Source organism: Pedobacter sp. AW31-3R, from assembly GCF_052180285.1.
In the GTDB taxonomy this organism is placed as follows: domain Bacteria; phylum Bacteroidota; class Bacteroidia; order Sphingobacteriales; family Sphingobacteriaceae; genus Pedobacter.
Window position 1 is genome coordinate 3,936,625 of sequence record NZ_CP197475.1, and the last position, 15,487, is coordinate 3,952,111.

The window sequence follows — 15,487 nt, forward strand, 5'->3', positions numbered from 1 at the left end:
GATCATAACTTATTAAAATGTTACATTGAGACCTAATACATAACTTTTTGTGCGTGGATAAGCGGAGTTATCTACTCCGGAAGTAAGGATACTTGAAGTGGCAGACACTTCAGGATCATATCCGCTATATCCCGTAATCGTATAGATATTGTTCAGCGTGCCATAAACACGAAGCCCCTGCAGATTTATTTTTCTGAGTACATTTTTTGGAATGGAATAACCCAAAGTAATGGTACTGAGACGCAGGAAAGAACCATCTTCCAGATAATAATCCAAGGCATCAGTAGTGGCAATATTATTACTAGCATGCAGACTCCACATCGCTTTCTTATCAAACTGCTGCGGATTCATTGCAGCAAGCCGGGCGAGATCAGTAGTTTCTTTACCGGTATTCGGATCTACCAGTTTGAACCTGTCGTTCATCACCGTAAAGGTATTCTGATTGGGAAGATAGGGACCAATAAAACGCTGCGAATTCATGTTAAAGACATCATTGCCCACAGAGAAATTCATAAAAACGGTTAAATCAAATCCTTTATAAGCGAAGGTATTGGTCATTCCTCCCTGATATTTTGGCTGAGAACTACCGATCACGGTACGGTCTTCTGTACTCCAGACCGGATTGCCCTTGGCATCTGTTATTCCTGCAGTCGGAAGATATTTCACATCACCCGGTTTGATATTGGCCACTACCCCAGCTTTTGAACGGGCAACACCATCTTTCAGTGTATAGGTACCATTGGCATTCTGTGTGAAATCATCTGTAGTATATACGCCATCATATTTGTACCCATAAAACTGTCCCAGGGGATCACCAACTTTCACCTTAAAATCTACCCTGCTCGATAAATTAGATAAGAAATAATCCTCACCTCCCTGTCCGTAAATCGAAAGCACTTTCGACCGGTTAAAGGAAATGTTAAAATCTGTATTCCATTTAAAACTTTGAGAGTGAAGATTCACCGTTTTCAGGACAAACTCAAATCCACGGTTGCGTATGGCTCCAATATTCTGGAACTGATAAGAATAACCTGAAGAAGCAGGTATCCTGTTTTTGATCAGCAGGTCATTGGATTTATTGTTATAGACATCCATAGTCATACTGATTCGGCTTTTAAAGAAGTCCACTTCCAGTCCCACATTTGATGACATCGTCTTTTCCCATCTCACTAATGGGTTTCCTACGGTATTGCTTGGCACCAACGTAGGGAAATTGGCATTATTAATGGCATAAGTACCTGAACCGTAATCTGTCAGGTACATGTTATTATCGATATCATTGTTCCCGGAAGTTCCGTATCCTATGCGGAGTTTAAGGTTGTTAATGACCTTCTGGTTGGCCATAAATTTCTCTTCGGATATGCGCCATGCTGCCGCTCCCGAAGGAAAATATCCCCATTGATGGCCTTGTGCAAATTTAGAGGAACCATCCGCACGCAGCGTGAAGTTGATGAGATAACGGCCTCTGTAATTGTAAGAACCACGACCAAAAAATGAGGCCAGGCCCATGGTACTTTTACCGGATCCATACACATTCCTGACATTCACGGAAGAACTTACATCGTTTAGTCCGAAATTGTTTACCGGGAACTGGTAATAGGTATTATCGAGACTGATGGATTCGCTGTATACGGTTTCCTGTCCGACAAGGAAATTCAGCTGGTGGCCGCTGTAATCATGTCCCCAATTCAGGGTATTGGTAATCTGCCAGGTATATTTTTCGCTATTGTCCCTTGAACCATAGGGGCCAAGGTTATTTTGTGCGGTTCTGGTACGTCCATCATCCCAATAATCTGCACGTGTTTGTCCCCATAAATAACTGCCTGCCGTACGGAAGGTAAAATCTTTCATCAGGTCAATATCCAGGCCCAGGTTACCGGTAAATATACGGTTCCATTTGGTGTTGGTTACAGCATCGTTGGTGATAATCGGATTATAAATATCAAACTGGGAATCATACGCAAGCATATCCTCACTGATATCAGATCCGATCAGTTCCTCATTGGTATACCGTATACCACCGGTTACAGGTTGGAGGACTGTCATTTTCAATCCCCCGGCCAGATTCCCTCCCCCCTGAGTTCTGGTATCCTGAAAGTTGGTCATAAAATCCGTCCGCACTCCCTTCCAGAGTTCATGATTCACTTTGAGGCGAATGCCATTTTTATTGTATCCGTGTTTAGCCATGATCCCCTTCTGCCCTGTGTTGTTGTAACTCAGCATGAATTTTGTTTTGTCCGATCCACCACTAAGATTGATATTGTGATTCTGACTCAATGCACTCCCGCCGAAGACCAGATCCTGCCAGTCTATTCCCTCACGGGAACCATATTCACTGTTGATACGGTTAAAAGCACCGGTATAAAAATCCGGATCATTGACATCACCTCCAAAGTAAGAGGCCCAGTTCGCCTGTTTCCCGGCGAGGGTTTGAAATTCATACTGATACTTCGTGTAATCCAGCACATTCAGGACGGGCAGGCTGGCACCCAGTTTTTCAAATCCTACATACGTATTATAGTTCACAATGGTCTTTCCAGCTTTTGCCGATTTGGTGGTAATGAGTACCACACCGTTAGAACCACGCGCACCATATATTGCTGTTGCCGAAGCATCTTTCAGCACATCAATATTTTCAATATCATTGATATCTACATTGCGCAGGGCATCATCCATCTGGAAACCGTCAACAATATACAATGGTGCTGTACCCTGCGAAATAGAGTTTCCACCGCGAATGGTAATATTGATTGGCGCGCCGGGCGCACCGCTTTGTGTAACCACCCTCACCCCTGCCGCTTTACCTGTTAAGGCTTGTGCAGCTGTAGTTACGGGAGCCAGAACCAGGTCCGCTGCAGCGACTGAAGAAGAGGCACCTGTTAAATCTTTCCTTTTTACTTTAGCATACCCAATAGCTACAACTTCATTCAGCATATTTTCTTCTGATTCCAGATTCACATTTACAGTTTGAGGTCCATTAACTATCTGTTCGTGATTTTTATAGCCTAAGTACCGGAAAGATAACGTAACGGGCAGCGCCCCGGAAATGCTTAAGCTATAGGTGCCATTGGTTGCGGTCTGAACAACCTGATTTTTACCTTTCACCACAATCATTACTCCCTGCAATGGAGTTCCGTCGCTCTTATCTTTTACTGTGCCTTTTACTACCGTGGTTTGAGCGGTAGCCAGCTGCGACAGACAAACAAGCAGACTGCAGATTAGCAGGCTGATTCTCCTCATCAATTTCATATTCATAAAAAGTTTATTTTGGTTATGCGAATCTAAATGCCGCATTCAGGACTTGCATCCTGTCCCACCCTGCATGGTCCATATTTTTTTGAAAATAATTTAAAGCAGTTCATGCAATCTGGTAAAATAGCCTGTTAGAGAATGGTTATGCACTCCCAAACTGCAAATGATGAGGATTAAACCCAGTATATTGATGCTATGGATACAATAAAATTCCAAAAACGTTTGATAACTAAGTCTAGTCTTATATATTTGCACAAGCTTTAATCAATCTAAATAAGGAAACTATACTCAGACATGCTTTATATAAGCCATATATACAAACACCTATTAATAAACAAATTACAATCTCTTTATCACTTTTAATCATCCTTACTATGTTCGTTGTTTTGCCATAAAACCGGACTCATTGTAATTTTCCATTTATGTATACCACAATTACCTTTTTAATTTTCCTCGCTTTTTTCCTGCTGTATAACCTATCGAAAAAAAGCAGGTGGTCGGATAAACCCGGCTGGGCATCAAAGCTGGAAAACAGTGTTAGCCTGTCCCGCGGCTTAAGTCTGCTGTTGATGCTGATTTCCTGCGCGGTTCTTATTTACCGGAATGGAACTGTATCAGGTATATTCTGTTTTATAGTCATGCTCATGGCCATGGGAAATCTGCTGGTTTTACTATTTCCGTTTCGTTATTTATCCATAAATCATGTTATCCTATTGTTATTACTATTTGTAGGTCTTGAACAATTTATCTTTTAATTATGCCTGCCAATAAAAAATACCTTACAAAATCACCCTTTCAGAAATTCCTGAAAATAACTGCCGGATTTTTTGGTGGTTATTTTGTGATGATCTCCTTTCATCAGTTACTGGGTTATGTGTTTGAACCTAAAAATGTGGTCATTACGGCTGCCTTTACTGGCTATATTCTTTGGGCTGTTTTATTATTGTTAGCCTTTCTGGCAAAGAGTGCATGGAAAATATGGCTCTATTATCTGGTACTCACCGGAATTTTTGCTATTCCTTTTCTCTTAAAACTGTAAACTGAACCATGAACAATAGAAATTACAACATATATTTTAATACCCATACGATAAGCGGCATTATCATTTCAGCCGTCTTATTTGTTATATTCTTTGCAGGTTCTTACACACTTTTTAAAAAGGATATATCGGCATGGCAGACCGGTACTTCCTACAGGGCTAATGAAAATACAAAGCTGAACTACAACCACCTGCTGGATTCCCTGGATCAGAAGCATGTGTTGAAAGGAAGAGATATTTCATTCTATTTCCAGGAGCATACACTGGAGACTTATGTCGATGTCTCTGCTTCAAAAGATACCACCATCACGCCGAAGGAAAAACCTGATCCCAATGCAAAAGGAGGCAGAAAACGAAGAGGTGGTGGTGATGGTGCTTATTTTAAATATAACTTCAATAAAGGCAATAGTACAACCTATGAACAGTCTTATGATTTAGGTGAATTCCTATACCGCCTGCATTTCCTGGCCCAATTAAATCAGGTTCCGATCAGCATTGGTACACCATTCGGATACCTGGTGGCTGGTCTGGTCTCGTTTTTCTTTTTATTTGCGCTCATCACAGGATTATTGCTGCATTGGGATAAGATCGTTTCCAACTTCTTTGTTTTCAGGCCATGGTCCAAAGTAAAAACAGTTTGGACAGATGCCCATACTGCACTAGGGGTAATTGGCTTTCCTTATCAGTTCATTTATGCGGTTACAGGTGTAGTCCTTATTGTCAATACTATTCTGATTACTCCGTTCAGTTATATATTCTATGATGGAAAGTCTGATCAGTTATATAAAGAGCTGGAATATTTTGAAAACAAAGAATATCCTTACACTTACACGGAACTCTCTGAAAAAGCAGATGTTCAGGCTTATATCAACAGGACGCAGAAAATATGGAAAGATGCTTACATCAACAGGGTCTTTATCAAAAATTACGGCGATGCTTCTATGCAGCTGATCGTTGAGGGTGCTGCAGATGCAAAAAGTAATTTTTCAGGTAACGGTAAAATAATCTACGAGATTAAAAGCAATAAAATCATTTACCACAAATCCCCGCTGTCGGAGAGCACTTATGTAAGCAAAGTAAAAAGTCTGATCTACCACCTCCATTTCGGTAACTATGGTGGTTATGCAATAAAAATTGTGTATTTCATATTGGGAATTATGGGTTGTGTGGTGATCATTTCAGGAATCCTGATCTGGCTGGTCGCAAGAGACAAAAAAAATGTACCAGCGCACAAAAGGAAATTCAACCTCTGGCTGGCCAATATCTTCCTCGCCATATGTCTGACCATGTTCCCGGTAACCGCCCTTACTTTCATTGCGGTTAAGGTCAACAGTGCAACAGACATGGAGTTTATCTACCGCATCTATTTTTACAGTTGGTTGGCCTTATCAACTTACTATATCATCCGCAAAAACCTGAAGCGTACGAATCAGGAGACCTTATTGTTGGGTAGCTTGTTGAGCTTCTTTATTCCGGTTGCCAATGGTGTATGTACCGGAAACTGGATATGGAGGACTTATGCTACAGGTGCTACTGATATCCTGTTTATTGATCTCTTCAGCCTTTCCATCGCTCTGATAGGTTTTATCTGTTTTTATAAAATCAAAAAGAAGCAAAATTCGGAAGTAGAAACAAATTAGGATGTTATAAGAATTTCAATTGGGATTCTTGCGGCATTGGGCCGGAAAATAAGGATTATGGGCTATTGTTTTCCCTCCGAAAACGAAGAATCACGACTTTTAAATAAAAAAATATTATTTATTTGCATTTGATTTTTTGTTTTCTATCTTTGCAGCCCCGAAAGGGAGAAACGGACCGGTAGTTCAGCTGGTTAGAATGCCGCCCTGTCACGGCGGAGGTCGCGGGTTCGAGTCCCGTCCGGTCCGCATACTAGTCATCAAACACTATCAATAAGCCTTTAATCATCTGATTAGGGGCTTTTTTGATTTACCGACCTACCAAAATATTCAATTTTTGGATCAATACTCAATGTTGTGGAGCAGGGATTAAAATTCTAGCTTTGCATTTTTATATATCTTACTATTTATGCCGTCTGCTACCTCCGGATCAAGATCAAAAGTTGTGAACAGAGGCAAGACGTTCAGCTTGAAAGTGTTGAACTCTCCTGAGGTGATCACGATATGAATACCTGTTATATTTTATACTTATATGATCCTGTCTCAAATAAACTGAATCAAAGTCCGTCCAGAAAGAGGAAGATATACAAATTTTGATCCTGAAGATATGACGTCTTGATTTTAACTATTAGTTAATAACAAATCAACGGATGACTTTGGTTTGAAAAATACAAATCAGACTGAAATTTTCTCGATTCCTGACCATGGAAATATGGAGGATAAACGGATTTGTAATTGATCAGAAACCACCTCAATCCGGCGATATATCTCGACTATTGTGCCGGAGCTCTGTATAAGAATTGACACTTTACTTTATTAGCCTATTTAAAGCTTAGCTGTGCGCTTAAATGCTAGCACTTATATAATATCATGTGCTGAATTATTAATTCGCTCAGAGGTCATTATATAAAGTATTTTCATTTTGTGCAAAACCAGCAAAAGTTTATGATTGGGTGTATTTAGAACTTGGTAATGGGTTTAAAATTGTTCGATACGTCCTCGGGCAAACTGCGTGTCAGCTGCGAGTTGACTGCGACTTTTGAGCGTGTAAAAATAACTAGTGATTTTTACACGGACTTTTCACGGAAATAACATACACCTGAGTCGCTCTCTGACTGAGGACTTATCGAACAGATAGCAAGTACAATTACTTAAAACATATGTTCATTTGATTTAAATTTACAACCATAATGTGATATTAAAATAATTATTAATAGGCTATATGTTACTTATTTGAAATATAGATAAGCTTACAAAATCTACACCGGTTCCAGATTTAAAGTCAATCAGCTTTTTTGGAGGCCTCATATTTGCTTCCCGGTACTATGGGAGCATCATTGATATTTTTGAGCAAGATGAATGTGGAAGAGTAAAAAATGGTGATCAATTCTCAAGTTGCTTTGATGCTATTTCTGTAGAAAATTAATACAAAAACTCAAAGCGATTAGAAGTCAATTCAGGTGGAGGAGAAAGATCAAATTCTTCTTATAGAGGTGACACGGATTTATATCTACTTTAACATGCTCCCCACAACTTTTGGTCCTGATTCCAATTTTTCTCCTATTACCTTGAGTAATCCAGTGAGTCAACGCAGGCGGATGCCCCACCACACTATGCTAGGATCTCCCGGCTAGGAAGGAACTACATTTGAAATGGAATCACGACTTTGATGAGGTTAAAAAAGGTTGCCTGAGCTTAGAACAAGCTTGTTTAAATTTTGTACACACAAAACTGAAATTTAATATGACAAAACTATAAATTTGGATTCTCGTCAGCGAACCCGTTCGAAATCCGGGAGGATTACAGCTGTAACTAACTACATCAATATGAAACGAATTGTCTATAACATATTAATGCAAGCTGTGCTTGTTACGATATTAACATCCTGGGTATATGGACAAAAAAAGAAACTGTACTTTTTAGCTGACACGACTAATACAACAAAACATAATAGATATTTTGAAATTTCCAGCGAAGGAAAGGAAATACAATATTACATGTTCTATTGTAAGTGTATAGCACCATATCAAAAAAATGTAATATTCATATACCATCCATATAAAACAAAGCCAATTTTCACTGATGAATTGCCTAACTATCACTTTAATTCTTGGATGGAGTTATCGAATCTTGTAAGTGAGAAAGGAAAAGATTTTGAAAGATTCTACGAACTATTTATCGTAGAACCAATCTCTGGGAATAAATTCATGACCAATCCTGTTCATTTATTTATAAAAAAAGAAGAAGTGGTCGAGTAACAAACCAACAATACATTTTTCGATAATGCAACTGATACTGATTGGTTATCTCAACCAAGAAGTGAAGAATTCAAAAGCGTCATTCAACAAAATATATTTCAATATCAACATGAAGTAGTTGACAAAATCATAGAGAACCAGATTTATGATCTAAGCGGGCATAAGGTAATGCTAGACAAAGGAGTTATGCCCCAGAAAGGACTAAGAATCTGTTCATTTTAACAATAACTACTAAATCTATAGATTTAATTTCAATTGTTAAAAATATAGTCTATATTGCAGCATTAACTTACTGTTTACGACCTAAACCAGATGAAAACAGAACCACATTTTATTAAAATTGAAACACAAGCGCCTACAGGCGAAATAGTCTTCAATTCAGCCTGTTGTTGTTGATGCAGTCGGATTGGTCGCTATTTTGCTTCGAAATAAGCGCCTGCAAATTCCCAAAATTTTGGATATAACTATCAGCTGTTGAAAAACAGTTATACGGGTTTGGGCTGCCCTTCTTCCATCGGCAAGCACAATCCAAATCAAAAAATCAGCCCCCATACAACAAAATGTTATATGCGGAGAACCAATAATCAAATAAATTATCTAATCTCAAGATCATGAAAAAAAGTTTACTTATTCTCTTTTCACTTGTACTTTCAGCAGGCTTTGCTTTTGCTCAAAGTACCATAAAAGGTATTGTCAAGCGTAGTAACGGTGCCCGGGTACCGAATGCAACCATTACAGTAAGGGGCACCAATATCTCTGTAAGTGCAGATGAGCAAGGTGAGTTCAGTATCAATGCAGGTCAGGAACCTCCATTCTACCTCCAGGTACGTTCAGTGGGTTATAAAGCCCAGGATTTTCAGGTTCTGAAAATTCAGGATACCCCTTTGGACTTAGTCCTGGTTGAAAATGCGCTGCTGGACGAAATCGTGGTAACGTCCAGAAGGCGTTCAGAAGCACTGCAGGATGTCCCGATTCCAATTTCGGTGATTGGTGGAACCCAGATCGATGAATCCGGTGCTTTCAATGTAAACAGGGTGAAAGAACTTGTTCCGTCGGTTCAATTCTATTCTTCCAATCCCCGAAATACCACCCTTAATATTCGTGGATTAGGATCTGCTTTTGGTCTTACAAATGACGGAATTGATCCGGGTGTAGGTTTCTATGTAGATGGTGTGTATTATGCACGTCCAGCAGCAGGTACGCTCGACTTCATTGATGTGGAACGGATTGAGGTCCTGCGCGGGCCACAGGGTACATTGTTCGGTAAAAATACCAGTTCTGGAGCCATTAGCATTACTACCCGCAAACCGAGTTTTACACCGAGCGCAAGTTTCGAGACCAGTTATGGGAACTTCGGGTATCTTCAGGCGAAAGCATCCATAACAGGTGCTTTGGGTAAGAAAATTGCCGGACGTCTGTCCTTTTCAGGCACACAGCGTGATGGCTTAATTGAGAATATACGGACCTTGAAAAACATCAATGATATCAATAACCTGGGCTTCCGTGGACAGCTATTATTTCAGCCGAGTAACAACTTGTCTATACTCCTTGCTGCAGATAATTCCAGGCAGCGTCCGGATGGTTATGCCCAGGTAGTTGCAGGAGTGGTGACGACACTTCGGCCTGCTTACCGCCAGTTCAGTGCCATTATTGCCGATCTGGGTTATTCGCTTCCAAGCCAGAATGCTTTCGACCGGAAAGTAGATCATGATACCCCCTGGAATTCCGGTAATGACCTGGGTGGTATATCTTTAAACGCCGATTTAAAAATAGGACCAGGCACACTGACCTCTACCACAGCATGGAGATACTGGAAATGGGAACCATCTAACGACAGGGATTTTACAGGTTTGCAATCTTTAGCCAAGTCGAATAACTATTCTAAGCACCACAATTGGTCTCAGGAGGTTCGTTATGCAGGTCAGCTCTCGGAGAAACTGAGCGGTGTCGTAGGCCTGTTTTATATCGACCAGGAAGTTCAGACAGATCCTGTAGCGATTGAAGAATCGGGATCGGCTACCTGGCGCTTTTCACAAAGTACAACCAGTGAACTATGGAAAACACCGGGACTTTTTGAAGGGTATGGTGTCAGAAACAGATTCTCTATCAAATCTTCAAGTGCAGCAGCATTCGCCAATTTAGACTGGGAGGTTTTATCTGGCTTACACATTCTGCCAGGTATCCGTTTCAATTATGATAAAAAGGATGTTTCCTACGAAAGAACTACTTACGGAGGTTTGCAAACCACTGATCCGGCATTACTGGCTTTAAAAAATCTGGTATATACCAATCAGTCGTATGTGGCCGATGCCGATGAGAATAATTTCACTTATTCCCTCACTGCATCTTACAGACCAAACAAGCGACTCAATACTTTTGCTACGTATTCTACCAGCTTTAAGCCAATTGGAGTCAATGTATCTGGACTACCAACAGTTAACGGTGCTGCCGCAACTGATCTGGCAGTGATAAAACCAGAAGATACGAAGCATTATGAAGTCGGCGTTAAATCTACTCCTTTCGACAATTTTACATTGAATGTTACGCTCCATAATTCCGATATCAAGAACTACCAAACCAATGTACAATCTCCTGAGATCGGCGTTAACCGTGGTTATCTTGCCAATGCCGAAAAAGTACGTGTACGTGGTGTAGAGCTCGATGCCAATATCAGGGCCAATAAATATTTCTCCTTTTACGGATCTGCTGCTTATACAGATGCCAAGTATGTCCGCTTTACCAACGCACCACTTCCGCTTGAAGAAACAGGACTAACCGTAAATGGCGTTCAGGTGGCATTTAAGGATATTTCGGGAGGAAGACTACCAGGGATCTCAAAATGGGCCGGATCAGTAGGTGGCGAATTTGCTATTCCTGCCAGGTTTTTTAATAAGGAATCGAAATTCTTCACCGCGCTGGATGGATCTTTCCGCACAGGTTTCTCTTCCAGTCCATCACCTTCAGCCTATCTGAATATTGATGGTTATGCCCTGCTTAACGGAAGAATAGGCTATAAAACAACCACAGGATTATCCGCCTATATATGGGGACGGAATATACTCGATAAGGATTATTTTGAACAGTTATTACCGGCTGGTGGTAACGCCGGCCATTATGCGGCCGTACTTGGAGACCAAAGAACTTACGGAGTGACACTACGCTATGTTTTCTAACCTGATGATTTAACAAATTACATGAGTACAGGTTACTCAGCTCCTACTACCCATACACAACAGCGCAAAGCCAGATGTACCTCAATCGCATCTGGCTTTGTCTGTTTACAGTAAGATATCCTCAAATGACAATTCCAGGATCTCCAGAATTTTCAGAAACCGTGCCAGTGATATTTCTTTTACATTACGCTCATTAATTGAATACACATTCTGTGAAATATTCAAAAGCCCGGCCATATAGGATTGCGTATACCCCTTCTCTATCCTTTTTAGATAAATTTTCTTACTAATTAACTTAAAAGTTGTTTTATCTTCCAAAATTCTGATTATTAATCCATTTAAGAATATAGTTCATTAAACACTTGATACCCAGACACTACCTTACAAACAAACAATTAACCATCAAATAAGATAATTGTTCTGAATAAATACAATTTCTCAAAGACATATTTCCTGAGATTAAACCTTATGCACACATCATTTTTTGAATTCATACCTATTGAAAACCATATTATCTATACTTTAAACACTATGTACATAATTTAAACAGGTAGAGTTTAGCACTATTGGGCTTTATACATTAAATTTAGTTTATTGCTTCCGTATATCATTTATGTATTTAAATTATTACCACAATTAACCAAAATCGATAAAAAAAAGAGTAGACAGATGTCCTCTTCGAAGAATAAAATCGCCGGTTTAACGGCAAAATCAAGTCGGTTTTATCAGTAACAAAAAGTTATAAAGAACAATTGAGAGCGTAAATAAATACTGTAACAAAAACTAAACAGATAATTAATAGCAGGAATATTGCACAACTTCCGGGGAATGGAGAGAAATAAACAAAATTCAATCAATAAACTATTACAGTCAGTTGGCGAAATATTACGCACAGAGGGGTATGAAGGTCTGGGAGTAAATAGAATTGCTAAACATGCAGGATTAGATAAAAAGTTAATCTATATTTATTTTGGAGATCTGAATGGCCTGGTATCCCATTATTTGTGCAGCAATGATTACTGGATAAATTTCATGAGAATGAACAGAAAGTCTATGATGGAATCAAAGTTCTCTACCAGAAAAAAAATCATGGAATTTTATTTAGAAAAGCAATTTATGACCTTGCTGAACAACAAACTTCAGCAGGCTATTGTAAAATGGGATATATACAGCGATCAAAATGAGCGGTTACCCCTGAATTCACTGGAGACTCAGCGGGAAGAAACATTTTCTGATATATTTACCCTGCTGAATTTGAAAAATAATTCTTCAGAGTTGAATTACAGAGCCGTACTTACCATTTTGATCAGCGCCATCAATTATCTGGGTATTCGCGCAAATGTTTCCACCACAACTTTTTGTGAAATTGACCTGAAAGACGAATTTAGTCAGGCGGAAATTATAAAAACCATAAAAATGATCAGTACCTGGGCGCTGGAGTCAGGTATGGAATCCCCCGAAAGTTAGAATCTATAACCTGCAGAGAGGAGAAGTGTCCGTGGAAGTACCATAAAACTGGAGCTGGAAATACTGTTCTCACGAAAAGAACTCCTGTAAATATTCTTCGTGTTAAAGAGGTTCCGTCCTGATAAGCCCACAGTGAAACTCCTGATCTTTTTCTGCAGGGAGACGGAAAGCAAGGAATAAACATTTTTTGTGTGTTGCGCTGACTGACGAAAGATATTGAGCGTGTAATCCGTCTTGATCGTGAAATGATTTGGCAAGCTTGCCTCCATAGTCAAAAACGGTTTTGTCGTGGTATATGTTGACGATAATACGTTGGTGGTATATTTTTCATGCTTGTACTGGATACCTACCGCAGCAATAATATCCTTTTTGAAATAGGTAGTCCAGGACAGGGTATGATCCAGTTCAGTGGAGCTGTAGCGGTAAAACTCCGTACCGAGCTGATAAAAAAAGCCATTCAACATACAGGAAGCTTTTAATTTTATTTCAAAGCGTCTGCTTAGCCTCCTACTGAAGGTGGCAGTCCCAATAAAATAATTCTCCGGGCTGTTATTTTCAGGAATTAAAAATTGTCCGAAATCATCAATTTCTGTACGGTTCCGGATATTCCTTATTTTTCTGCTGTACGCTGCAAACAGGTTTAAATTCGTGAAGGAATACAAATTGATGTCCAGATAGTTTGCCGAAATGGTGTGATACAGACTATTTTTCAGACTATCATTCCCCCTGTTCACGGTCCGGTAATCTTCAACGATGTATCCCTCGCTAACCTCATGGATACCTGCCAGTTTATTCTCCATCCGGTAGTTCATCCTCAGCTGACGGGAATCGCGCCAATTGATCCGTGCCGTCAGATCCGGTTGATAGGTAAAGTTATTCTTCCCGCCATTGATGTTAAAGGCATGAGCCGTTCCCCCCATATGAAAAGCAAATATTCCTGTCCGGTGAATATAAAATATACCCGCATTTTTGTCTGAAACTACATACTCCTGCTGATTTATATAGCGGATATCGGTTATTGGCATTTCATGTCCTGAAGTATCATTTAAGAAGATACCCGTATGCAACTCATCTGCGGAACGACTATATCCCATCTGGAACTTAAGATGATGGTTTGCCGATAAAATTTTATACACACTCAGCTGGCCATCAAACTTCCTGCCCAACTGCTCCTGATGTTGAATGATGGAGATAAGGCCATCCTGCCTGAGATCAAGCATCCCTCCCAGGATTGTCGAACCCGATCTGGCTGTGAAGTAACTTTGATCCCCGGAGTGCAGCTCATAATTTAGCTGACCCGATAAAATCAAACTGCTGTTCAGAGCATGATGCACGGAAACCTGATGCGTTGTGGTACTGGTTTTATTTTTGGCAATGGCAGCAACCTCAAAACTATTTTTTTGGATTTCACTGAAGAGTTCAAAATCCTGACCCGACCGGAAAAAATTATGGTTACCTGTGTATTTCATGTAGGTGGAATTACCAGGTGTATATTGCAGATTCAACTGGCCCAGCGCTACAGTTTTATGCAAACTGCTTTCTTTTTCTTCATTCAAACTGTAGTTATTATTCAGGAAAGCTGTCTGCTCGTCAGACCTGTACCCGGATTTATTTTTTGATAAAATACCGAAACCATTTAACTTCAATTTTTCCGAAGCTTTATAGTTTAAATTGATGGAATGAATCTGATTGACATTACGATAGGCCCTGTCTTTATCCGAAAAAAGAAGAGAGGGAAGTTTCAGCGCCTGATCTGCAGCTCCGGATTTGACCACATTTTCAATCCCCCCATAAAAATTCAGATAGTCTTCAGTCGTAAAAACTTCCTCCCCAATATTATTGTAATTGTTTATAAATCCTATGTCAAGTTTCTTATTGAAATAGAAGCTCTTGAATTGTCCATGATAACGATCTTTAAAGCCGGCAGCAAGAAAACCCTCGCCGAAGAGGATATTTTTCTTCTTTTCATCCAATACGATATTCAGTGCGTTCTTTCCCGAATGACCAGCGTCCCCGGTAACTGAATTGTCTGAATAGTTCTCTATGACCTGTAGTTTTTCGATGATATTAGCAGGGATATTCTTTGTAGCCATTTTAACATTATTGCCAAAAAACTCCCTGCCATCTACCATAACTTTCTCAATTTTCTTTCCTTTATAGATAATCTCTCCCTTATGATTGACCTCCAGGCCCGGAAGCTTTTTTGCCAGGTCTTCCAGGTTGTCTTCATTGCCACTTTTAAAATATCTTGCCACATATTCCAGCGTATCTTTTTTAATCGCCATTGGCGTATCACCGATGATCTTTACTTCTTTCAACTGCGTGCTGTGGCTTTTTAATACGATAGACAGGACTTGCCTTTCGTCCTGTTGCACAAAAGTAAACGCCGTATCCTGAAACTGGATATGCCTGACCGTAATACTGTAGCGCTGTCCCTTTATGGTTTTCATTTCTGATTTTCCGAACGGATCAGTTTTCAGCGCAGATAAAGGTGCCTGCGCATCCATCGGCTTCAGTAATACGGTGGCCTCCCGGATTGGCTGACCATCCTGATCTGAAACAGTCAGGTACAAAACAGCAGACTGCCCAAAAATGGGTTCTGCGAGAAAAACAAGTCCGAATAATAGAAATACAACTCTTCCCATCAGCAATCGAATTCTT

Annotated in this window: 8 protein-coding genes and 1 tRNA gene; 6 read left to right on the forward strand and 3 right to left on the reverse strand. The window is 39.9% G+C overall.

All coding sequences use genetic code 11. The features are described 5' to 3' along the window. Positions 1-12: 12 nt before the first annotated feature. Complete coding sequence (locus ACSBL2_RS16220) at positions 13-3,255, reverse strand: SusC/RagA family TonB-linked outer membrane protein (protein WP_442587592.1); 3,243 nt, start codon at positions 3,253-3,255, stop codon at positions 13-15. Between the two features lie 754 nt (positions 3,256-4,009). On the opposite strand from ACSBL2_RS16220, the gene ACSBL2_RS16225 reads away from it, so the two are divergent. From ACSBL2_RS16225 to ACSBL2_RS16245, 5 genes are all read left to right on the forward strand, one after another. Continuing rightward, a complete protein-coding gene (locus tag ACSBL2_RS16225) occupies positions 4,010-4,291 on the forward strand; it encodes a hypothetical protein (RefSeq protein WP_442587593.1) in 282 nt (93 codons plus the stop codon). 8 nt (positions 4,292-4,299) lie between these two features. Then, on the forward strand, positions 4,300-5,931 hold the full coding sequence (locus ACSBL2_RS16230) for a PepSY-associated TM helix domain-containing protein (RefSeq protein WP_442587594.1): 1,632 nt from the start codon (positions 4,300-4,302) through the stop codon (positions 5,929-5,931). 172 nt (positions 5,932-6,103) lie between these two features. Next, positions 6,104-6,177 (forward strand) — tRNA-Asp (locus ACSBL2_RS16235). A gap of 1,577 nt (positions 6,178-7,754) precedes the next feature. Beyond that, the gene (locus tag ACSBL2_RS16240) at positions 7,755-8,186 is read left to right on the forward strand and encodes a hypothetical protein (RefSeq protein WP_442587595.1); all 432 of its coding nucleotides are present in this window, start codon (positions 7,755-7,757) and stop codon (positions 8,184-8,186) included. 611 nt (positions 8,187-8,797) lie between these two features. Next, positions 8,798-11,359 (forward strand): TonB-dependent receptor, encoded by a 2,562-nt coding sequence (locus ACSBL2_RS16245; RefSeq protein ID WP_442587596.1) that lies wholly within the window; start codon positions 8,798-8,800, stop codon positions 11,357-11,359. A gap of 105 nt (positions 11,360-11,464) precedes the next feature. On the opposite strand, the gene ACSBL2_RS16250 is transcribed toward ACSBL2_RS16245, so the two are convergent. Then, a complete protein-coding gene (locus ACSBL2_RS16250; RefSeq protein WP_442587597.1) occupies positions 11,465-11,677 on the reverse strand; it encodes a helix-turn-helix domain-containing protein in 213 nt (70 codons plus the stop codon). A 510-nt stretch (positions 11,678-12,187) separates the two neighbouring features. Between ACSBL2_RS16250 and ACSBL2_RS16255 the strand changes: the two genes are divergently transcribed. Beyond that, positions 12,188-12,826, forward strand: coding sequence for a TetR/AcrR family transcriptional regulator (locus tag ACSBL2_RS16255; RefSeq protein WP_442587598.1), 639 nt, complete (start codon positions 12,188-12,190; stop codon positions 12,824-12,826). On the opposite strand, the gene ACSBL2_RS16260 is transcribed toward ACSBL2_RS16255, so the two are convergent. Next, on the reverse strand, positions 12,823-15,471 hold the full coding sequence (locus tag ACSBL2_RS16260; protein WP_442587599.1) for a hypothetical protein: 2,649 nt from the start codon (positions 15,469-15,471) through the stop codon (positions 12,823-12,825). The genes ACSBL2_RS16255 and ACSBL2_RS16260 overlap by 4 nt on opposite strands. Positions 15,472-15,487 lie beyond the last annotated feature (16 nt).

Coding starts and splice junctions, on each gene's coding strand:
- ACSBL2_RS16245 (WP_442587596.1), top strand. CDS start 8,798: ATGAAAAAAAGTTTACTTATTCTCTTTTCACTTGTACTTTCAGCAGGC.
- ACSBL2_RS16255 (WP_442587598.1), top strand. CDS start 12,188: ATGGAGAGAAATAAACAAAATTCAATCAATAAACTATTACAGTCAGTT.
- ACSBL2_RS16225 (WP_442587593.1), top strand. CDS start 4,010: ATGCCTGCCAATAAAAAATACCTTACAAAATCACCCTTTCAGAAATTC.
- ACSBL2_RS16220 (WP_442587592.1), bottom strand. CDS start 3,255: ATGAATATGAAATTGATGAGGAGAATCAGCCTGCTAATCTGCAGTCTG.
- ACSBL2_RS16240 (WP_442587595.1), top strand. CDS start 7,755: ATGAAACGAATTGTCTATAACATATTAATGCAAGCTGTGCTTGTTACG.
- ACSBL2_RS16230 (WP_442587594.1), top strand. CDS start 4,300: ATGAACAATAGAAATTACAACATATATTTTAATACCCATACGATAAGC.
- ACSBL2_RS16260 (WP_442587599.1), bottom strand. CDS start 15,471: ATGGGAAGAGTTGTATTTCTATTATTCGGACTTGTTTTTCTCGCAGAA.